General features: G+C 52.9%; 19 protein-coding genes. 4 read left to right on the top strand and 15 right to left on the bottom strand.

What is annotated here, in order from left to right:
- Positions 1-433 (top strand): hypothetical protein (locus KUE00_RS08340; RefSeq protein WP_246759278.1); only part of this gene is annotated, 433 nt, incomplete at its 5' end.
- Positions 434-555: 122 nt separating this feature from the next.
- On the opposite strand, the gene KUE00_RS08335 is transcribed toward KUE00_RS08340, so the two are convergent.
- From KUE00_RS08335 to KUE00_RS08290, 10 genes are all read right to left on the bottom strand, one after another.
- The gene (locus tag KUE00_RS08335) at positions 556-2,928 is read right to left on the bottom strand and encodes a membrane-bound PQQ-dependent dehydrogenase, glucose/quinate/shikimate family (RefSeq protein ID WP_246759277.1); all 2,373 of its coding nucleotides are present in this window, start codon (positions 2,926-2,928) and stop codon (positions 556-558) included.
- A gap of 359 nt (positions 2,929-3,287) precedes the next feature.
- Entirely contained in the window at positions 3,288-4,439 is a 1,152-nt protein-coding gene (locus tag KUE00_RS08330) for a glycosyltransferase family 4 protein (protein WP_246759276.1), read from the bottom strand.
- A gap of 980 nt (positions 4,440-5,419) precedes the next feature.
- A complete protein-coding gene (locus tag KUE00_RS08325; protein ID WP_246759275.1) occupies positions 5,420-7,072 on the bottom strand; it encodes a methyl-accepting chemotaxis protein in 1,653 nt (550 codons plus the stop codon).
- Positions 7,073-7,196: 124 nt separating this feature from the next.
- Positions 7,197-7,727 carry a PadR family transcriptional regulator gene (locus tag KUE00_RS08320; RefSeq protein WP_246759274.1) on the bottom strand — a complete coding sequence of 177 codons (531 nt, stop codon included), beginning with the start codon at positions 7,725-7,727 and terminating at the stop codon, positions 7,197-7,199.
- A 67-nt stretch (positions 7,728-7,794) separates the two neighbouring features.
- On the bottom strand, positions 7,795-8,574 hold the full coding sequence (locus tag KUE00_RS08315) for a siderophore-interacting protein (protein ID WP_246759273.1): 780 nt from the start codon (positions 8,572-8,574) through the stop codon (positions 7,795-7,797).
- A gap of 250 nt (positions 8,575-8,824) precedes the next feature.
- On the bottom strand, positions 8,825-10,141 hold the full coding sequence (locus KUE00_RS08310) for a PQQ-dependent sugar dehydrogenase (RefSeq protein WP_246759272.1): 1,317 nt from the start codon (positions 10,139-10,141) through the stop codon (positions 8,825-8,827).
- Positions 10,142-10,150: 9 nt separating this feature from the next.
- Positions 10,151-10,576 carry a DUF2231 domain-containing protein gene (locus KUE00_RS08305; RefSeq protein ID WP_246759271.1) on the bottom strand — a complete coding sequence of 142 codons (426 nt, stop codon included), beginning with the start codon at positions 10,574-10,576 and terminating at the stop codon, positions 10,151-10,153.
- Positions 10,577-10,763: 187 nt separating this feature from the next.
- Entirely contained in the window at positions 10,764-11,483 is a 720-nt protein-coding gene (locus KUE00_RS08300) for a GNAT family N-acetyltransferase (protein ID WP_246759269.1), read from the bottom strand.
- A 63-nt stretch (positions 11,484-11,546) separates the two neighbouring features.
- Positions 11,547-11,969: a thiol-disulfide oxidoreductase DCC family protein gene (locus tag KUE00_RS08295; protein ID WP_246759268.1), complete on the bottom strand. Its 423-nt coding sequence runs from the start codon at positions 11,967-11,969 to the stop codon at positions 11,547-11,549.
- Positions 11,970-12,266: 297 nt separating this feature from the next.
- Positions 12,267-12,593, bottom strand: coding sequence for a YnfA family protein (locus KUE00_RS08290; protein ID WP_246759309.1), 327 nt, complete (start codon positions 12,591-12,593; stop codon positions 12,267-12,269).
- 127 nt (positions 12,594-12,720) lie between these two features.
- On the opposite strand from KUE00_RS08290, the gene KUE00_RS08285 reads away from it, so the two are divergent.
- Both KUE00_RS08285 and KUE00_RS08280 read left to right on the top strand, forming a co-directional pair.
- The gene (locus tag KUE00_RS08285; protein ID WP_246759267.1) at positions 12,721-13,071 is read left to right on the top strand and encodes a DUF1283 family protein; all 351 of its coding nucleotides are present in this window, start codon (positions 12,721-12,723) and stop codon (positions 13,069-13,071) included.
- 52 nt (positions 13,072-13,123) lie between these two features.
- Positions 13,124-13,420: a DUF1161 domain-containing protein gene (locus KUE00_RS08280; RefSeq protein WP_246759266.1), complete on the top strand. Its 297-nt coding sequence runs from the start codon at positions 13,124-13,126 to the stop codon at positions 13,418-13,420.
- A gap of 44 nt (positions 13,421-13,464) precedes the next feature.
- Here KUE00_RS08280 and KUE00_RS08275 read toward each other — a convergent pair whose 3' ends face one another.
- From KUE00_RS08275 to KUE00_RS08260, 4 genes are all read right to left on the bottom strand, one after another.
- Positions 13,465-14,919, bottom strand: a complete 1,455-nt coding sequence (locus tag KUE00_RS08275) for an MDR family MFS transporter (protein ID WP_246759265.1) — start codon at positions 14,917-14,919, stop codon at positions 13,465-13,467.
- Positions 14,920-15,077: 158 nt separating this feature from the next.
- Complete coding sequence (gene bioD, locus KUE00_RS08270; RefSeq protein ID WP_246759264.1) at positions 15,078-15,743, bottom strand: dethiobiotin synthase; 666 nt, start codon at positions 15,741-15,743, stop codon at positions 15,078-15,080.
- Positions 15,744-15,870: 127 nt separating this feature from the next.
- Positions 15,871-17,088: a sugar metabolism global transcriptional regulator Mlc gene (gene mlc, locus KUE00_RS08265; RefSeq protein ID WP_246759307.1), complete on the bottom strand. Its 1,218-nt coding sequence runs from the start codon at positions 17,086-17,088 to the stop codon at positions 15,871-15,873.
- Positions 17,089-17,211: 123 nt separating this feature from the next.
- On the bottom strand, positions 17,212-18,111 hold the full coding sequence (locus KUE00_RS08260) for a LysR family transcriptional regulator (protein ID WP_246759263.1): 900 nt from the start codon (positions 18,109-18,111) through the stop codon (positions 17,212-17,214).
- A gap of 98 nt (positions 18,112-18,209) precedes the next feature.
- Here KUE00_RS08260 and KUE00_RS08255 point away from each other — a divergent pair, with 98 nt between their 5' ends.
- Positions 18,210-19,451, top strand: coding sequence for an MFS transporter (locus tag KUE00_RS08255; RefSeq protein WP_246759262.1), 1,242 nt, complete (start codon positions 18,210-18,212; stop codon positions 19,449-19,451).
- 123 nt (positions 19,452-19,574) lie between these two features.
- On the opposite strand, the gene msrA is transcribed toward KUE00_RS08255, so the two are convergent.
- Positions 19,575-20,105 (bottom strand): peptide-methionine (S)-S-oxide reductase MsrA, encoded by a 531-nt coding sequence (gene msrA / locus KUE00_RS08250; RefSeq protein ID WP_246759261.1) that lies wholly within the window; start codon positions 20,103-20,105, stop codon positions 19,575-19,577.
- Positions 20,106-20,409 lie beyond the last annotated feature (304 nt).

Below are 20,409 nucleotides of genomic sequence, written 5' to 3'. Positions count from 1 at the left end.
TAATGAGCTGGCGGCGCGTCTGGATAACTGCGCGACAAAAAGCGATTTCACTGAGCTGGCGGCGCGTCTGGATAATTACGCGACAAAAAGCGATTTTAATGAGCTGGCGGCGCGTCTGGATAACTGCGCGACAAAAAGCGATTTCACTGAGCTGGCGGCGCGTCTGGATAATTGCGCTACCATCGCTGCCTCAGCTGAACAGAGCGCGCGTATTGATGCACTGAATGTCCGGGCAGACACCTTTGCGACCAAAAGCGACCTTCTTAAGCTGGAGCTGACTACGCGTGAAGAAGTTAGCGCGGTCAAAAATGAAGTTATGTCTTTACGGGTTGAGCTCTATAAGGGACTAAGAAATCAGATTGTATGGTCAACGGCAAGCATGTTTACCGTAGCGGGTCTTAGCCTTGCAGCCGCGAAAATGCTTTTTCCCTGACGCCTTAACCAACGGTGACAGATGCTACAAAACCGTAACCTCACGGCTTTCATACTTAAAAACGTCTTAAACGTCTTAAACGTCTTAAACAGCGGACGGCGTCCTGCCGCCCGCAGCAAGGTTTACTTCAGGCGATAAGCAATAACGCTATCCCCCTCTTTGGTGCCTAACGAGCCGTGACCGCCCGCTGCGATAATAACGTACTGCTTATTATCAGCACCCATGTAGGTGGCAGGCGTTGCCTGACCGCCCGCTGGCAGCTCGGTTTGCCACAGCAGCTTGCCGCTGTTGATATCGTAAGCGCGGAAGAAGTTATCCGCCGTTGCGCCATGAAACACCAAATCGCCAGCCGTAGTCAGCGGGCCACCGTGCGCGACCATCCCCATCGGGAAACCAATTGGGAAGCGGCCCGGCAGGAAGGTGGTATTCAGGTTTTTGGTCGTGCCAACCCGGCGCAGCCAGGCTGTTTTGCCAGTGGTCAGATCGACGCCAACCATGCGTCCCCACGGTGGTGCAATGCAGGGAATGCCCAGGCCAGAGGCAAACTGCTGGATATGAATCGCATAGTCGCCTTCAAAGTTCTCATTCCAGTAAGGCGTACCGTCTTTGGTGAACAGGCGCTTATCCTCGGTCTGAGGGGTGCGCTTAATCAGGTTATATTTGTAGGCCAAACGAACCGGTGCAGCGATCAGGATCTGCCGTTCAGGATCGACGGCTACGGAGCCCCAGTTAAAGACGCCGATATTGCCAGGGAACACGATGGTGCCGCCCTCGGTAGATGGCGTCCACGGGTTACCGTCATAGCGCATTGATTTAAACGTAATCCGGCACGCCATCTGGTCAAACGGCGTCAGGCCCCACATCGATTTTTCCTTCAGCGGCTCCGGAATAAAGTTCAGCGCGGAAACAGGCTGGGTTGGCGAGAAGGTTTCACCCGGCACGCCGCCTTTAGTAGAAACATCCTGCTGATTAACAGGATAGACAGGCTGACCGGTTAGTCGGTTCAGAACGAACAGGTTACCGGTTTTGGTCGGCAGAATAACCACCGGCTGGCGGCTGCCCTGATAATCGATATCCAGTAGCGAAGGCTGCGAAGGGTTATCACGGTCCCACAGATCGTTTCTGGATGACTGGAAGCGCCATTTAAAGGTGCCTGTTTTTAAGTCCAGCGCGACCAGCGTGTCGCGGAACTTCTCGGTATTGCTGTTCGCATCGCGTTGACGGCCAAGCTCGTCCGGCGAGGCGTTACCAAAAGGCACGTAAACCAGACCATTTTTCAGATCGGCACTCAGGGTACCCCAGGCAACCGGCGTATCCTGCGGATAGGTTTTACCTGCTGGCAGCGGTCGGGTGTCCTGCGGATTGGCAGGATCGAAGTTCCATACCAGCTGGCCGGTGGTAACGTCATAAGCCCGAATGACGCCGGAAGGATTGCCGCTGTTATAGCCGTTATCCATTACCGAGCCACCAACGATAACCAGATTACCTGCCACCAGTGGCGCAGCCGTCTGCATCAGCGCGTGCGGGCGAATATTCCCCATACCGGCGCGTAAATCGACAATACCGTTGGTGCCGAAATCCTGGCACGGTTTGCCGCTGTCAGCGTCCAGCGCGACCAGTTTTGCATCCGTAGTCGCGTTAAAGATACGTTTCCGGCAGTAGGCTGGCGCATTGGCAGAGGATGCTGTAGCCGCGCTATCCGGTGCATAATAGCTCACGCCGCGACAGGTCTGATGCTGCTGTAAATAAGAACGATCTTTAGCTGGCTGATATTTCCATTTCAGCTCGCCCGTTTCAGGATTAAGCGCGTGCACTTCGTTATGCGGCGTACAGAAATATACGGTGTTATTTACTTTTAATGGCGTAGCTTCAAACGTGTACTCCGTTGCGTCCTTATCATTTTGCAGATCGCCCGTGTGATAAGTCCACGCCACTTCCAGATTGCTCACGTTATCGCTGGTAATCTGCTTGAGATCGGAAAAACGCAGCCCGTTAGCCGTGCCGCCATAGGCAGTCCAGTCGTTGCCGGCTACGCTGGTTTCAACCGGGCTACGTTTATTGCTCAGCGTGCCTTCCTGCGGCAACGGATCATAAAAGGTTAATCCGATAACGATGGCGATAATAACGATAACAGTGGTGCCCAAAAAGGGATGGAAGCTGGCGGGTTTCGCCGGGTTATGCGCCCTGGACAACGGACGAACAATCCAGGGTAGCGCCAGCCAGACACCGATCAGGCCAATAATATCGCCGCGCGGTATCCACTGCCATTTATCAAGCCCGACCTCATACAGCGTCCAGCCGACCACCAGCCACATCAGAATGGCGTAAATGGACAAGGCGATTTGTTTCTTTTTGTACAGCGCCACGGCCGTAAGCAGTAAGCCAATAGCCATGACGATATAAAACGGTGAGCCGCCTAATAGCAGCAGTTTTCCACCCATGTAAAGCATAGCGAGGCCAATAATCGCTATAACGATACTCGTTAATTTTGTCATTTTAGTCTCTCGAATTAGACAACGGGTTATGAACTTCTTTTATCAATTACAATTTAACAACATAAAATTAACTAATTTTTACATGAAAAAAAAGAGCATTTAATTTATGTATTTTGGGTGATTATTTCGGGAAGAAAGAGTCAGGCCGCGAATATCTATCAGGAGAGCCCGAAAAACAGAATAAGCGCGTAGAAATAGCGGCCAGAGGGCAGAATAAGCGTAGGAAGTAACGGGTTAAAAACGCATGGCGACCGTGAACAAGCATGCACCATGGCGGCACGCCGGAAAGAGAGAATAAAACAAACGGCCAGGCATACGAATGTACGCCTGGCCATTGGCTCATGCAGATGTCTGACGATTTACTTGTTGTAAAGCGCTCTCAGTTTGTCCTGATAGACTTCTACGTCATGTTCGTTTTTGATTCTGGCGATAGAGGCGTTGGCTTTATCAACGATCTGCTCTGGGTTCTGAATAATATCCTCGATGATGGCTTTCATCTGGTCGACAGTCTTCCTCCGCACCGAATCACGCTGTTCGAAAGAGGTGACCGCATAATCACAGTCTTCGTTTAGCTCATGCTTAACCAGCCAGCCTGCCTCTTGCGGATTGATCTCCGGCAGCGCACGCACGTTGGTGGTGATAACCGGACAACCACAGGACTGCATCTCCAGGACGGAGAAACCGTATGTCTCAGCCCAGGTCGGTAAAAGACCGACATCCGCTTCCTGCAACAGCTGCATAACTTTATCGTTAGGCATAACGCTATGATGATCAAAAAGAGAGTAGCGCGCGATAGCGGCCTCTGTTTCTCTGGCAAAAGCCGCGTCATCCTGATATTTACCAAAGGCATAGTTATTGGTTTTATTGAGATCGCCAATTAACGTTACCTTGATCTGCTCCGGACGAATTTTTTTCTCGTTCAGCAGCTCATCAAAAGCACGGACTATCTCTCCGCCGCCCTTACGATAAAAATCACGTCCTACAAAGACAAAGTGAACAGGATTTGCAGCGTTGCGCGGCTTGCGTTCTTCTACATAGAGCTTCTGCGGGGGGTGTAACACCACCAGCTTTTCGCGCAGCGTACGTAAAAGCTCCGGATTATCCTGAAACAGCTTCATTTCCAGGTTATAAGCCGCACCGGAAAGCGCAATCAGCGCCAGGCAGTTTTTTTGCATCAGCGCGGCTGAATGACGTTTCAGCCTTGCGTCAAAGCTGTCGTCGCTGGCATTTTTCCTTGGCAGGATACGCGGCAACTCGGTTTCGAAAGTGACTACCCACTTACGATCCGTAATAGCTATCTCGTTGAAAACGTGGAATATATCAATATTTTTTTCCTGTGAGCCCATCAGCGGACGAAACAGAAAAATCTTATTCTTTTTAAAAAACTTCATATTCAGAAGATTAATATAAGAGTAAATATTCTTCTTTTTGAAGTTCACGTATTCCACGCCAGCATCAACAATTATTGTTCTTTTTTCTGGATAGTTATCGTTTGATACGCCGACTCTCATACCGCTACCTCATAGAAATTAATGCTAACTGCACTGAGTAATGTTATTAAAATTCAAATTTGCCCTGGTCTTCATTCCATGATGCCCCGGTACTCCACCACATCAGCTCCAGCAAGTAAATACAGACATATTCTTAATATGCGCCAGTGTGGGGTAAAAGGTTTAACCCTTATCGAAAGACACAGCAGGAAAAGTTAATATAACGTTAAAATTTGGAAATAAATTGCTACGGTTTCATTATTAAATTTGGTATCAATTTATTAAATAAATTAACACCATTAGCAATGATTACTTACAATGGACGCCTGGTTTGTCGCTAGCTTGAGCCACAAAGCCAGTAAATACGGCATCCCTGGCGGAAATCGATAAAAAAGCGTACGATAACAGGCCAAAAAGCAGGGCCATTTTTTATCAGGCAAAAGTAAACGAATAGTTAAAATAAAAGCCATTCCAGGCGAAATGCTTAACGATAGCTAATATAATACGCAGCAAATTTTTCAGCGGTAAAATCCTTTTTTTATGCAAGGTTTCAACTATTAATTAGTTCAGTAGCATTAATGAGTTACCGAACGTATCAACGCCGCTCTTTTTATTAAAAAAAGCAGAAAGAAACGCGCATTTGTAATTAAGATATATCTGTTTTTACCGGCTAGATCTTTTGCGTTTTAAATAGGTCTAAAAACAGCCCGAAGGTTAAAAACCCGCTTAATTGAATAAGAAATATCCCATTAAGAAAGCACCTGCAATCAATTCGAACAGGCGCTAAGGCCTTTCGGACAGAGCCAGTTTTCACCAGACGCCGGATCAGAAACTATATGGAAGAAAGTGAAAGGGAGTTAACCGTGCTGCGCGAATTACGCGATTGGCCCTGGGCCGAAAGCTTTGCAAAGGTTTCAAAGCGGTTCGTTACGGTGAAAAGTAGCCCGACAGTAAGTCGGGCCTGAAGCTTATCTGGCTTTTAGTTTTACCGTCAGGGAACGTCAGAAGGTTTCCCAGTTATCCAGCCCAGCCACCGCTGGTGTACGGGCTGGCAATTTCCTGGCAACCTGCGGACGGGCGTTCTCCGGGCTATGCGAACCAACACGGAATACCGCAACAGCGGCATTGAGCCTGGCGGCCTGCTCCTCCAGCGTGGTTGCAGCGGCCGAAGATTGCTGCACCAGCGCGGCATTCTGCTGCGTCACCTGATCCAGTTCCGATACGGCAAGGCCAACCTGATCGATGCCGCGGCTCTGCTCCTCCGAAGCCGAAGAGATCTCATCCATAATATCGCGAACCTGCTGCACCGAGCTGAGAATGCCCTGCATTGATTCTTCAGCCTGCCCGGCCAGTCGCGATCCGTTTTCCACCCGTGAGGAAGATTCGGCAATCAGCGCGTTAATATCTTTTGCGGCAACGGCGCTGCGCTGCGCCAGGCTGCGCACTTCTCCCGCTACCACGGCAAAGCCACGGCCGTTTTCACCGGCTCGCGCAGCCTCAACCGCTGCGTTCAGCGCCAGGATATTGGTCTGAAAAGCGATGCTCTCGATCACGCCGGTAATTTCAGCGATTTTTTTCGAACTCTCCTGCAGGCCGAAAATGCTTTTAATGACGCCATCGACGATAGTACTGCCCTTCTCTGCCGTCTGCGCGGCCGAAAGCGCCAGCCTGGCCGCCTGATGAGAGTTATCCGCGTTCTGCTTCACGGTAGCGGTAATTTGCTCCATGCTGGCCGCCGTCTGCTCCAGCGAAGCGGCCTGCTCTTCAGTACGGGAAGAGAGGTCGTTATTGCCCGTGGCAATTTCACTGACGCCGGAAAGAATAGTATCCGCGCCATGACGTACGTTACCGACGGTTTTTGCCAGCGACTGCTGCATCACAGCCAGGCCAGAGAGCAGGTGGCCCATTTCATTGCGCGCGCTGCTGTCGACAGCAATTCGCTCAGTTAAATCGCCTTTCTCAATGGTATTAATATGCTCCAGCGCACGATTCAGCGGCTGAATAAGGACGCTTTTAATCACCGACCAGCTCACCAGAATACAGGCGATAACAACCAGCATAATGGTGCCGATGAGCCACAGCATGTTGCCAAATACCCGCTGGCTTTCTGCCGAGGTATCTTTTGCCAGCTGGCTTACCGCCGCGCGCCAGCGATCGTAGTCGCCCTGCATAATTTGTTGATTATTGGCAACGTTAATGGTGAACAGGCCCGGCATATCACGGCGAGAAGCGATATCCATCAGCTGCGTCAGCTGTCCGGCATAGACCTGATAGCTTTTGGCCAGCCGCTCGTTAAGCGCCGGATTAAGACCGGGAATGGTCGGCCCGGACTGATATTTTTTAAAGTCGCGATCGGCTAATGCCAGCTGCTCTTTGCCATGCTGCACCATACTGCCGACAACGCCGCTGGTCGGCCCTTCCTTCTGCAGCCAGATAAGTACACGGTTGACGTCTGCGCGCGCGGCATTGAGCTCATACCAGGCATTGGTCAGCGCGGTAACCTGGTCGCTGGCGGTAGAAGCGCTTTCAAAGCTGTCTTTATTATGACCGAGTGCGTTCAGAAAAAGGATGCCAGCAACAAGCTGTAGCGCGCCAAAGGCGATAATAGTGCTGAGCAAAAACGAGGAGGTTTTGATACGAGTAAAGACGGACATAGCCACACCTGATTATTGATTCAGAAGTGTCTTGTATCGGCAGAGTTACCGGTAACATTAGTAGAATTTGATGGCACTGCGCTTTTGAAGGTGCGTTAAGGATGGAAGGGGCCAGCGCCTGGCGTTAACTGCGCTCTATTTTGCGAGCGGCCTCGTCCAGCGCGTCAATAATATCGTAAAGGGTTTGCTGAGGAAGACTGGCCTGAGAAAGCCGCGTATTCAGCGCCGTACGCATATTGTTAACGGCGCGTTCAACCTCCGGAAGGCTGCGGTTATTGACCAGCACCGCCATCGAACCGAGCCGGCCGATAATGGTTTGCAGATTGGGTTGATATTCAGCCAGCTGGCGCTGGCCTTCTGCCGTCAGGCTATAAGCTTTACGTGACGCCTGCGCATCGCGTATTTCAATGCACTCCATCTCTTCCAGCAGCGTCAGGTTGGGATAGATAATGCCGGGACTTGGCGTATATTCGCCTCGGGAAAGCTCTTCAATTGATTTGATCAGCTCATAACCATGCGCGGCACCCTGCGCAATAAAATGCAGCAGCAGCAGACGGACATCGCTGGCATCCAGCATTTTTTCACGGCGTTTTTTACGCATACCGCACGCGGCCCCGCCAGGAAAGTCACGTTGAGAAGAGTGCTGAGGTTTCATTATTCGTCCGGGCCGCTGTTTTTTGGGAAAAGGATAGTAAGGTAGCGTTAGCGAAAATACAACCTGACTACTTATGGTGCCAGTAGGCTACCGCGCGGACATAGTCTGCATCGCGCTCGCGTTGGGTAATAAAGTAGTCGCTCAGCTCTTTTACCGCCGCGCCCTCGCCCGTTAGCCAGATAAAATAGTCTTCATCAGGCAGGGTAATTTCCTGCAGCTGTGCAATCAGACCAGTAACGCTTTCACGCATTTTGCCACTGCCCAGCCAGTGAACCTCTACGCCCTGTAGATCGTCAAGGTAAGCCTGACCAACGCTTTCATCAACGAAAGCAAAAAGCTTGATATGGCGGTCAGAAAGCGTGGACAGACGGCGCTTAAACGCGGGCAGTCCGGTTTCATCGCAAACGTAAAGCTGAAAAGCATACTCTTCCGGCACAATCAGCGAACCGCGTGGACCGCCGATAGCTAACCTGTCACCGGGGTGCGCGGTGGCGGCCCAGTCGCTGGCGACACCAGCTTCATGTACGTAAAAATCCACCGTCAGGCGCTGTTTTTCAGCGTCAAAACAGAGCGGCGTATAGTCACGCGACAGTGGACGAATACCGTCTTTCCACACGATACCCTCTTCGGTCACTTGCGGCAGGTAAAGCTCACCCGTGGCAGGATCGGGGAAAAAGACTTTGATATGGTCGTCAAAACCTGGCGAGTTAAATCCCACCAGCGCTTCGCCGCCAAATTCGATACGGTAAAAACTTTTGGCGATGCAGGTTTTGGCGATCACTTCCAGCGGGCGAAAACGCAGCTCATTTTTGACGCGATACGGCGCGCGAGCTTTTTTCTCGGTCAAAACAATTCTCCTGACGGGGGATACCCGTAATAGACATCGAAAGCACTTTTAACGACATAAAATATATCTATGATATATTTTCACCGCAAGCGGATTTTGCTGTTAGCGCTAAAACGGCACAAATCGTACACGCCAAAGATTAAGGAAACATAAGGACTCGCAGCAGCGATGGCCTGCAAAACCGACAAAAAAAACCGCCTGGCTTCTGCACAGGCGGTAAAGGCAATGAGGAATGGTGCGGCGAACGACGTTATGGCGCATCCGCACGGGTGACGCGCCAGACTACGTTTGCGCCGTCATCAGCAAACATTAGCCCGCCCTGCTTGTCCTCTGTCAGGCCAACAGGTAAACCGCGTACGCTTTCCTTGTCGTCCGTTAAAAAGCCGGTCACCACAGGGAGCGGTTGTCCCTCCGGCTTGCCGTTGCGAAACGCTACCCAGACAACCTGGTAACCGTTCAGCGGTTCGCGGTTCCAGCTACCATGCTCGCTGATAAAAGCGCCGCCGCGATATTTGTCGGGCAGGCCGTTGCCGGTATAGAACCACAAACCCAGCGGCGCAACGTGCGAACTTAACGCATAGTCAGGGCGAATAGCTTTTTTGACCAAATCTGGCCGCTGCGGCTGCGCGCGTTCGTCCACATGCTGACCGTAATAGCTGTATGGCCAGCCGTAAAAAGCGCCCTCCTGCACCGAGGTCAAATAGTCCGGCACCAGATCTGCGCCAATCTCGTCGCGTTCGTTAACAATCGCCCACAGCTTACCGGTTTGCGGCTCCCACTGCAGGCCAGTTGGGTTACGCAGTCCGCTGGCATAAATGCGGCTGGCGCCCGTTGCCGCGTCAACTTCCAGGATATCGGCCCGGCGATATTCGGCGCCGATGCCGTTTTCGGTAATATTACTGTTGGAACCGACGCCGACGTAGAGCTTGCTACCGTCCTTGCTGGCCAGCAGGGATTTTGTCCAGTGGTGATTAATCGGGCCGCCGGGCAGGTCGGCCAGCTCCGTACCGGGATCGGTAATTTTGGTCGCGCCGCTTTCATAGTGGTATTTCATCAGTGAGTCAGCGTTAGCGACGTAGAGCGTATCGCCCACCAGCTGAACGCCAAACGGCGAACGCAAATGACTTAAGAACGGATATTTTTGCCAGCTTTTACCGTCGCTGCTTCTTAACAACGTAATCCGATTGCCGCCGGGGCTGCTCTTACCGGAGGCGTTTTTAATAAGACCGGTAACCAGTTCTTTGGGCTGGCTGGTGGGGGCTTTCGGGCCGCTGGCCTCCACTACCAGGATATCGCCGTTAGGCAGTGTATAAAGCTGACGCGGATGCAGCAGGCCGTCCGCAACTTTCTCAATCTTCAGCCCTTCGGCTACCCTGGGTTTTTCATTTTCTTTCCACGGCGTACCGCCCGGCACCTTCATCGGCGGTATCAGGAAATTTTTAGCGGCTGGCAGTTCAGGATTAGCGCCAGTTTGCTTTGCGGGATCGATCTTTGCGCCGTCATCACAGCCGCTCAGCAGTAAAGATACCGCAACGGCCAACAGCGACAGCGTTGATGAAGTTTTCATAACTCCTCCTTAAGCGGTGCGGTCGCGCACGGCAAGCTGTACATTAGCGAACAGCATCAAAATCACCGCCAGCGTAGATAAAATGACGCCAGCAGGCACCACGGCGTAAGCATCCCGGCTATGGATAAAGGCATTAAAAATCTCCAGAACCATCGCCAGCAGGTATGCCCAAAAATGCACTTTAACCGCCGAACCCTGCGGATAAGAAACGCCAACCCAAACCTGCACCAGATTGATTAGTCGCGGAAGAATGGCGATAACCAGGCCAATGGAGATTAGCCAGCTGGCAGCGCGCGTCCATAAAATTTCAGTGCTGGAAACGTAGATGAGGTCAAAGATCCAACCGGCGACGAAAAAGCCGAGCGGAACGGGATGGAGTAAAGAGTAAACGGCCACCGCAAAAGTTGAATGGCGGGATGTTACCTGGGATGTCATTGAACGGCTCCTTAAACAGGGTAAACGTACGCGGCACCAGAACACCGTCCACGCAGACTGTAAAAGGTTAGTAAATTTAATAACATCTTGTTTGAAAATATGAAGAAAAATAAACAAGGTGGTCAGCGGGCCACCCTGCTGTGGGTCTTATTGTCTTTGCGGTGGCAGGTTTTTTACGCTTACCTTATTAGCGGTCAGCTTCCTGCTGACGTAACACGCTCAGCGACTGGCGCTGCGTCCCGTGCTCATCAAAGTTACTTTCAGCCAGCCAGCGCACGAAAGCCTGACGCAAAGTAGGCCATTCGCTATCGATAATGGAAAACCATGCCGTGTCGCGAGTGCGGCCTTTATACACAATTGCCTGGCGAAAAAGCCCTTCATAGCTGAACCCCAGACGTTCTGCCGCCCGGCGCGACAGAACATGCAGGCTGTCGCACTTCCATTCGTAACGGCGGTAGCCAAGCTGCTCAAACACATAGCGCATCAGCAAAAAGTGGCTTTCCGTCGCGGCGGCCGTACGTTTTAATGCGGGAGAAAAAGTAACGTGACCCACTTCCAGCACGCCGTGGGCAGGCTCAATACGCATCAGCGCCAGCGTTCCCACCGCCTGGCCGCTTTGCCTGTCGATAACGGCGAAATGTAGCGGATCGCGGCTGGCTTCGGCCTGAGCAAGATAAGCCCGGAACCCCTCGTCTGTAAAAGGCCCGGAAAACAGATAGGTCCAGTCCCGGCCATCTTCCGCTTTACGCCATGCGGTCAGCAGCTCGTCACCGTGCCGCAGGCTCTCCAGCGGTTCCAGTCGACAAAAACGTCCCTGCAATGTAACGCGTTCAGGGTAAGAGCGCGGCGTCCAGTCCGGCAACGGCTCGCCAACCGGCTGTTGATACTCATTCAGTCTGACGGACACAGTTCATCTCCTTTACCAACGTGAACTGACATCCTGAATGAAAAGAGGAGATGAAACCAGCGCTTACTCTCTGTCAATAAACCGTCCCGGATAATCCGCCTGCGGCTTCTGGCAGGCATCAAAGCGGCCGAACAGCCTGTAGCGGTTTTTAGCAATCAGGTTATAACAGCGGTCGCTGATAAATTTTGGGAAAAAACGCAGCACGGAGAACGCCCGCCACGGCCACGGCATCTCTTTCATTACCCTGAAAATCGCTTCGGCGCGCAGGTAAACCTGTCCGCGATCGAGCAGCACAATTGTGTTGATTTCATCCGGCGACATCCCGGCGGCTTCAAGCAGCGCTTTACCTTTGCTGGTCTGCACTGCGGCCAGACGTACGCTGCGGGTTTTGTCGTAGCGGAGAAGAAAATTGACCCAGCCGTTGCAAAGTTTGCAAACGCCATCGTAAAGCACGATACGCTGGTCAGAGGGAATGTTATCAGCCATCGGTCTACCCATATTTGCCACAAGCACCTGCGTCGGTAAAAGGTACGCAGGAAGAGTTAACAGCTTAGCCTGGTTGCACAAAAGCGAGGCCTGCTCCATTCCCGCGCGGTTTACAGGCTGGTCATGGAGATGGATAAAGTGGTGGTCACGCCTGCTCCGTGCACGCACGGTTTATAGCCGATCAGGATAGTCAAATAGCTGCGGGCGCTGGCCTGCTCCGTGCGCGCACGGTTTATAGCTGGCTCATTAACCGGTCATCATCTTTAGCTGGCTGATATATCCGATCGTCGCCCGGTATTATCCTTTTCCCCAGCCCGCAACGATAATCAACATGCCGCAAAAAGCGACGGCCGCACCGATCCAGTCGTAGTGGCTTAACTTCACGCCATCAACAAAACGCAGCCACAGCAGCGCCGTCACCACATACACGCCGCCATAGGCCGCATAGACGCGGCCGCTGGCTGCCGGATGCAACGTCAGCAGCCAGACAAACAGTGCCAGACTGACTGCTGCGGGCAGCAACAGCAGAACCGACGCCCCTTTCTTCAGCCACAGCCAGGGAAGAAAACAGCCGATAATTTCAGCCAGCGCCGTCAGAAAAAAGAGCATCACGGTCTTGAGCAGCATATTTCCTCTCTGCTGGTTAAACGACGCCATAAGTCAGGTAGTTAGCCCACCGGCGCAGATGATATACTAGTTGCTGCGTTCGACGCAGCCATGCGGCTGTAAATGGTTATTTGAGGAGCAAAAGATGAAGAACACCTGGCAACAACAGTTGAGCAAGGCCGCTCTGCCGCTGGTCCTTTTTGGCGCGCTTTTTTCCTTTCAGCATCATGCTCAGGCAAAAACGGACAGGCTGATTATCCAGGATGGCGACAGCGCCCTGACCAACGAGCAGGCGCGTCAGCAAAAAGAGCAGTGGGATGAGAACAGACGTTTGCGCCTTAAAATGAACCAGCGCGACGAGAAAAACTTCGACAAAGGCGATCGTGCAATCGATACGCGCGATGCCTGTGACCAGAGCCTGAACATTAACGCTTACTGGGAACCTAATACGCTGCGCTGCCTTGACCGCCGTACCGGTCGCCCCGTTATGCCGTGATAAAAAATCGCTGCTATAATCAGGATAATTTTCAGGACAAAAGGAAAGGATGATGAAAGCGATGAAGTGGATATTACCTGCACTGATTATTGCCGCGCCTCTGGCGGCACAAGCTTCCTGTGAAACGGTAAAAGCGGATATTAACCAGAAAATTATCAATAACGGCGTGCCTGCTTCCGGCTTTACGCTGGATATCGTGCCTAACGATCAGGCCGATAAGGCTGGCGGTCAGGTTGTTGGACACTGTGACAACGACACGCAGAAGATCGTTTACAAGCGCGGTCAGGCTGACGACAGTGAAACGGTGCCCGCCAGCGCGGGAACGTCACAGGATGCGCCTTCATCCTGATAAAAAAGGGCCGCTTTTGCGGCCCTTTTTGTTATTCCAGCCGGTTATTCCGGCCTTTTCTTTGGCATCATCCAGGCAACCGCCAGGCTGGTAAAAGCCACCCCTACCGAAACGGCAAATACCCAGTGCAGCGAGGCAGCCACTTCATTCAACAGCTGATGTAAGCCTTGTCCGCTTAATGCTTCCCGCTGGTCCTGTGACATAAGCTGCTGTACCGGGTCGCTATGCCCAGGCAGCCGTACCATCAGGTTATAGTTCAGGACGGCACCCATGATGGCGGTTCCCAGAGCGGAACCCAGCAGCCGACTGAACATGACCGAGGCGGTACAAATTCCCCGAACCGAGAATTCCGCGCTGTTTTGCACCGCTATCAAAAAAGTGGTGCTGGTCATTCCCATTCCGCAACCAATGATGAAAGCCGCGCCGCCTGCCTGCCAGATGGGGCTGTCGGTTTGCAGCGTTAACAGCAGCGCGGTCCCTGCCACCAGCAGCAGTGAACCCAGCTGTGCGGTAAAACGGTAAGAAGTGCGCAGCATCAGCCTGCCGCTTAATGTACTGGCCAACGGCCAGCCGATAGACATCATCGCCAGCGCGCTGCCCGCCTGCAGCGGCGTTCCGCCGCTTACCCCCTGGATCCACGTTGGCAGAAACGCGCTGATCCCCATCATTGCCGCGCCAATAATCAGATTGCCCGCGTTACCCGCACTGATTGTCCGGTTCTGCCACAGCACCAGCGGAAACAGCGGCTCTGACGATCGTTTTTCATGTCTTACCAGCGCATAGCCGCTCAGCAGAGCAATAAAGGGCAACACGATAGCCCAGTAACCCAGCGCCTGGGCCTGTAGAAGCGCCGTGAGCAGCGCGCCGAGCGTTAACATCAGCAGGCCGCTGCTGGCAAGATTGAGCTGCTGCCGCTTTTCGCTACGCGATTCCGGGAACCAGCGCGCCAGCAACAACATTGAGATCAGCCCAATGGGTACGTTAACCCAGAAAACCAGCGCCCAGTTAAAATGCGCGACCAGCCAGGCACCGGTTAATGGCCCAACGATGGCCGCCACGCCCCAGACGCTGGAAAGCCAGCCCTGAATAGCGGCGCGCTCTTTTGGCGAATAGACATCGGCAATGATAGTAGAGGTCAGCGGCATAATCGCGCCAGCGCCCAGCCCCTGCAGCGCGCGAAACAGGATCAGCCAGCTCATCTGCCGGGCGAAACCGCAAAGCACGGAGCCAATCAGGAAAAGCAAAGTGCCAATAAAGAATACCCGTTTACGGCCCCATAAGTCCGCCAGCCTGCCGTACAGCGGTACGCTCACCGCCTGGGTCAGCAAATAGACGGAAAAGACCCAGCCAAACTGGGAAAAGCCGCCCAGCTCGGCAATGATGGTTGGCATAGCCGTAGCGACAATTGTTACTTCAATGGCGGCCATAAACATCGCCAGCATTACGGCGATAAGGATCCAGTGGCGATGACTCGCTCCGGTTTGCGCTGTCTCTGTCATAGTGCTCCCTGTTGCAATTCTTCTTATTCTGGCCTGGATTGCGGGCGGAAGTTTCCTGATTGTGCGCTGAAGAGTCAAAAAGTTTCAGAACAGGCTGGCGTAACGAGGAGAATGAGGGAAAAACGAGCGGCAGCATGGGCTTGCCGCCGACAGAAGAATTAGCGCAGCGTACTCAAATCAAGGTAGTGCGCCAGCTCTCTTTGTTCGGGCCTGGGCAGATAGGGAAATTCGCCTAACAGCGGAGCAGGAATTTTCTGGCTCAGCACGTCGATAATTTCCGCATAGTGGGCCAGCCCCGGATTAATACGGTTTGCCACCCATCCCAACAGCGGCAGTCCGTCATTGATGATGGCCTGCGCCGTCAATAGCGCATGGCTGACGCACCCCAGCTTAATGCCCACCACCAGCACTACCGGCAGCTGTTCATCCACGGCCCAGGCCGACAGCGGGCGCAGATCGTTCATCAGGCTCTGCCAGCCGCCGGTTCCCTCTACCACTACGGCATCAACCTGTTCGGAAAGCGTCCGCAGGTGAGCGCTCAATACCGGATAGTCGATCACCACATCACGACTGGTGCTGATCTCGTCATCCACCAGGGTGAGAGGATTGATCGCGGAATAAGGAAGAGTCACCGATGAAGAAGCCTGCAGAACGAGCGCGTCTTTGTTGCGCAGCCCCTCCTCCGTTTGCTGGCTCCCCTTCGCGACAGGCTTAAAGCCGGCAACGCGTTTGCCGCCTTCGGACAGCTTTTGCAAAAGCGCGCGGCTGACCACTGTTTTGCCTACTTCCGTATCGGTACCAGTGACGAATAAACGCTGTAACATAGCCTCTCCACGCTCCAGTTGTTGCGATAATTTATAAACAATAATTAACAATTAAGACGCAACATCTTAGAAGAGCGGCCAGGAATGAGGCTTGCGTTAGCGCAAGGTTTTGGCAATAAGGGCCTGTTCAGCCCTGTAACAGTTTGACCAGCAGCGTACCGTTATACAGCGCATCTTTGACCAGCGCCGCGCCCGGCATAGTGCCCTGGTTATAGAAATGCGTGGAGGCAATCGCCACCTGGTGACCATAAACCGGCAGCGACTGGCGACGTACGCAGTCGGCAATCGCAGGATAAAGAATGTCGCTGGCGCGATTGAGCGGCGAGCCAATCACGATTTTTTCCGGATTAAATAAATTAACCATAATGGCCAGAATACGGCCTACATGATGACCCACGCCGGTAATAATATCTTTAGCTAACGGATCGCCCGCCAGCGCCGCATCACAAAGCGACGAAATCGTCAGGGGCTGTTGATGCAAAAGACAATCCGGCGCGGCCTGCATTTTTTGCGCGGCCAGTTCCAGCACGCTTTCCATGCTGGCAACCGTCTCCAGGCAACCATGGTTGCCGCAGTAGCACTGTTTGCCCCAGGGCTCTACCTGCGTGTGGCCAATCTCCACCAGCGTACTGCCGCCGCCGTGCAGCAGCCTGCCGTCCGTAATCACGCCTGCGCCAACGTTATGGTCAATCACTACCTGGATAACATCATTAAGATCGCGCGAAGCGCCAAACAGGGCCTCGGCCATGGTCCAGGCACAAATATCGTGTTGAATAAATACCGGCAGGCCGGTACGCGCTGAAAGCGCCTCGCTTAACGGCATATCGCTGACGGAATAGAACGGCATCCGATGCACAATGCCCCGTTCAGCGTTCAGAATGCCCGGCAACGTAATGGCAATAGCCGTCAGCCGCTCCAGCTTTTGCTGATGGCGGATGAAAAACTGGTCAACTTCGCTAATAAGACGGGGTAAAAGCGGGTCTGGATGGTCTACGGGCAGCGGGCGCACCTCTTCCACCACCAGATGGCTGCTCAGATCGCGCAGCGCCAGCGTTATCTCGCCGTTGCCAATTCGTGCAGAAAGATAGTGCCAGGCCTTGCTGTCGACAATCAGTCCGACCGCCGGTCTGCCCCGGCTTCCGGCTTCCTGAAATTCAGTTTCCTGAACCAGGTGGGCATCCAGCATTTCACGCACTATTTTAGTAATGCTGGCTGGCGCAAGCTGCGCCTTTTTTGACAACGCAATACGTGATATTGGGCCGTATCTGTCAATCAGGCGATAGACAGCGCCCGCATTCGTCTGTTTAATCTGGTCAATATGGCCAGGCTGGCTCTCCGCTATCACCTTTGTACCTTTATTTTCACGCTGCAAAATAAATCTTTAACCATGGTGAAACAGTTCCGCTGATGCGTCAACGCTTTGATTTTTAGTGTGATTAACTGCACATAACAATCTATATTTTCTTGCTTATTTTTCAGAGTTGGTTCTGAGCATCAATGCCAGCATGTGTTGGGTCAGTGCGCTCAGCTCGCCGCCCTTTTTCCAGACCAGCCAGACCTCGGACCAGGCATCCTCCTCCTCCAGCGCCAGCCAGCTAAGCTGTTCCAGACGCGCTCGCCGAAAGGAGGCAGGCAAAATGGAGACGCCCAGGCCGGTCGCCACCAGCCCCAGAATAGTCATCGCCTCGCCCACTTCCTGGGCAATATCAGGCCGCACGGCATAGCGCTCCAGCAGCGCCAGAATTTCGCTGTACAGCGCGGTCCCCACCTGCGGGTCAAAAAAGACGAAAGGTTCCGACGCCAGTTCGCTAACGGAGATGGTGCCGCGCTGCGCAAGACGATGCGCATGATGAACAACGGCATAAAGCGGTTCACGCAGCATAAGCTGGTGGCTTAACGTTTCCGGGAGAGGTGTATTGCGCATCACGCCAAGATCCAGCCGTCCTTCATTTAAAGGAGCCAACTGCTGGCGGGTATTTATTTCCTGCATCTGAATATGTACGTCAGGATAGCGTTGCCGAAAGGTAAAAAGCGCATCGGATACCGTGGTAATAAAAGGCGCTGACGAGGTAAAGCCAATTCTTAGCGCACCCTCTTCTCCCCGATGAAGCCTTGCCGCTCTGGCTGCTGCCGCTGCCACGTCCTGCATAATCTGCCGCGCATCCTGTAGAAACTGCTTACCCGCAGGCGTTAACTGCACGCTACGGTTAGTCCGGGCGAAAAGCCGTGCGCCAATTTGTTGCTCAAGACTTTGAATTTGCTGGCTAAGCGGTGGCTGAGAAATGGCCAGCCGCTGCGCTGCCCGCCCAAAGTGCAGCTCTTCCGCTACGGCAATAAAATAGCGCAAATGGCGAAGCTCGATATTCATATCTTAAAAGTATCATTCAAGATTATTAATAGATTAGACAACATACTCTTGTTTACATAAAGTTAACAACATGTTTTTCATAGCCGAAAGGATAAGCAGTGAATACCTCTTCGCGGGTTGCCGTACCGGATAAAAGTCTTGAAACCCCTCAGTCTGGCAGCAGCCATATCAAACGCGGCACGCCACAGTTTATGCGCGTTACGCTGGCTCTTTTTTCTGCGGGCCTGGCGACTTTCGCGCTGCTTTACTGTGTGCAGCCTGTTTTACCGGTGTTGTCGCAGGAGTTTGGCGTTTCACCCGCGACCAGTAGCCTTTCGCTTTCCGTCGCCACCGGCATGCTGGCCCTGGGGCTACTGGGGACAGGGCCGCTTTCAGATGCGATTGGCCGCAAAAGAGTGATGGTGACGGCGCTGATGCTGGCATCTTTATTCACGCTACTTTCCGCTACGATGACCAGCTGGCACGGTATTCTGCTGATGCGGGCATTAATTGGCCTGTCGCTAAGCGGCGTAGCCGCCGTAGGCATGACCTATCTGAGCGAGGAGATTCATCCCAGCGTGACCGCGTTTTCGATGGGCCTCTATATCAGCGGTAACTCTATCGGCGGTATGAGCGGTCGTCTACTGAGCGGCGTGATCACTGACTATACCAGCTGGCGCATTGCGGTAACGGCTATCGGCTGTTTTGCCCTGGCATCGGCGCTGATGTTCTGGAAAATATTGCCCCCTTCCCGCAACTTTCGCCCCGCCTCATTAAAGCCGCGTAGCCTGGCGATTAACTTTCGCCTGCACTGGCGCGACAGCGGCCTGCCGTTGCTGTTTGCCGAAGGTTTTCTGCTGATGGGCGCTTTTGTCACCCTGTTTAACTATATTGGCTATCGCCTGCTTTCGCCGCCGTGGTCGCTCAGCCAGGCTGTGGTAGGACTACTTTCTGTGGTCTATCTGACCGGGTCGTGGAGTTCGCCCAAGGCAGGGGCGATGACGGCAAAATATGGCCGCTCCGCCGTGCTGCTATTTTCTACGGCGATAATGATAGTGGGCGTAGTCATTACGCTGTTCAGCTCGCTATGGCTGATTTTTCCCGGAATGATGCTGTTTACCGCCGGTTTTTTTGCCGCGCACGCGGTCGCCAGCGGATGGATTGGCCCACGCGCCAGACGCGCCAAGGGCCAGGCTTCTTCGCTCTATTTATTTAGCTACTATCTGGGATCGAGTCTGGCAGGGACGCTGGGCGGCTTTTTCTGGCATAGCTTCGGCTGGCACGGCATCACCGCCTTTATCGTGATGCTGCTGGCACTGGCGCTGATAGCTGGATGGCGGTTACGTAGTAAAAAGCTGTAAAAGTGGGACGGCGACGCAGAAGCCTCACTGCCTTACATTGCTACGACAGCGCCTTTAAAGCCAAAGTTGCAATCGACAGCGGATAAAAAAAAGCGGGCTCCAGGCCCGCTTTTAAAACCCTACTTATTTAGTCTGGCTGGCGTAGCGCTTACGCAGCTTTTGCAGTTTCGGTGGAATAACCGCCATGCAGTAACGGTTCTCCTGCCCTTCGCCTTCCCAGTAGTTCTGGTGATAATCTTCCGCCGGATACCATTCGCTGGCACCTTCAATTGTCGTTACCACCGGCTCGTTCAGCTCTGCCTGAGCGCGTGCGATTGCCGCTTTCGCTTCTACCGCCTGCGCTTCGTTCAGCGGGAAAATTGCCGAACGGTACTGCGTCCCAATATCGTTGCCCTGACGGTTCAACTGCGTCGGATCGTGCGTGGCAAAGCTGATGTCCAGCAGTTCGCCATAGCTGATTTTTTCCGGATCGAAACCCAGGCGAATCGCTTCCGCATGGCCGGTTTCACCCGTGCAAACCTGCTTATAGGTTGGATGGGCAACATGGCCGCCGATATACCCGCTTTCCACGGACTCCACACCATTAATCTGTTTAAAAACCGCTTCGGTGCACCAAAAGCAGCCGCCGGCGATAATTGCATATTCGGTCATCATTATTCCTCATTCTCGATGCGAGATCCGGTAATCATTGCAGCATAAGTTTTTCATTAATGCTACGCGCTTGCCGCTCTCCCAATTAACTTTTCATGCGCAAATAAATAAACCACAGAAACTGTAAGACTTAATTCCGCAACACCGATGCTACAATTATTTTTAATTGAATGCTCAATCAATAAAAACTATGATGCTAAGCTCATTTTTTAACACAAACGCTACGGAGGCGAGAACATCACTTTTTAAAACTGTAAAATCAGTATGATAAATGACTCCCGGTCTTTTCCCCAGTGTAGTTAGCGGA

This window comes from Erwinia phyllosphaerae, from assembly GCF_019132875.1.
In the GTDB taxonomy this organism is placed as follows: Bacteria; Pseudomonadota; Gammaproteobacteria; order Enterobacterales; family Enterobacteriaceae; genus Erwinia; species Erwinia phyllosphaerae.
Note: the sequence above shows the minus strand (reverse complement) of the source record. Positions and strands in the feature narration are given on the sequence as shown.

Excerpts from the sequence above, each read along its gene's own strand:
- KUE00_RS08325 (WP_246759275.1), bottom strand. The coding sequence starts at position 7,072 with ATGTCCGTCTTTACTCGTATCAAAACCTCCTCGTTTTTGCTCAGCACT.
- bioD (WP_246759264.1), bottom strand. The coding sequence starts at position 15,743 with ATGTTACAGCGTTTATTCGTCACTGGTACCGATACGGAAGTAGGCAAA.
- KUE00_RS08320 (WP_246759274.1), bottom strand. The coding sequence starts at position 7,727 with ATGAAACCTCAGCACTCTTCTCAACGTGACTTTCCTGGCGGGGCCGCG.
- KUE00_RS08280 (WP_246759266.1), top strand. The coding sequence starts at position 13,124 with ATGAAAGCGATGAAGTGGATATTACCTGCACTGATTATTGCCGCGCCT.
- KUE00_RS08260 (WP_246759263.1), bottom strand. The coding sequence starts at position 18,111 with ATGAATATCGAGCTTCGCCATTTGCGCTATTTTATTGCCGTAGCGGAA.
- KUE00_RS08285 (WP_246759267.1), top strand. The coding sequence starts at position 12,721 with ATGAAGAACACCTGGCAACAACAGTTGAGCAAGGCCGCTCTGCCGCTG.
- KUE00_RS08330 (WP_246759276.1), bottom strand. The coding sequence starts at position 4,439 with ATGAGAGTCGGCGTATCAAACGATAACTATCCAGAAAAAAGAACAATA.
- msrA (WP_246759261.1), bottom strand. The coding sequence starts at position 20,105 with ATGATGACCGAATATGCAATTATCGCCGGCGGCTGCTTTTGGTGCACC.
- KUE00_RS08305 (WP_246759271.1), bottom strand. The coding sequence starts at position 10,576 with ATGACATCCCAGGTAACATCCCGCCATTCAACTTTTGCGGTGGCCGTT.
- KUE00_RS08310 (WP_246759272.1), bottom strand. The coding sequence starts at position 10,141 with ATGAAAACTTCATCAACGCTGTCGCTGTTGGCCGTTGCGGTATCTTTA.
- KUE00_RS08335 (WP_246759277.1), bottom strand. The coding sequence starts at position 2,928 with ATGACAAAATTAACGAGTATCGTTATAGCGATTATTGGCCTCGCTATG.
- KUE00_RS08295 (WP_246759268.1), bottom strand. The coding sequence starts at position 11,969 with ATGGCTGATAACATTCCCTCTGACCAGCGTATCGTGCTTTACGATGGC.
- KUE00_RS08275 (WP_246759265.1), bottom strand. The coding sequence starts at position 14,919 with ATGACAGAGACAGCGCAAACCGGAGCGAGTCATCGCCACTGGATCCTT.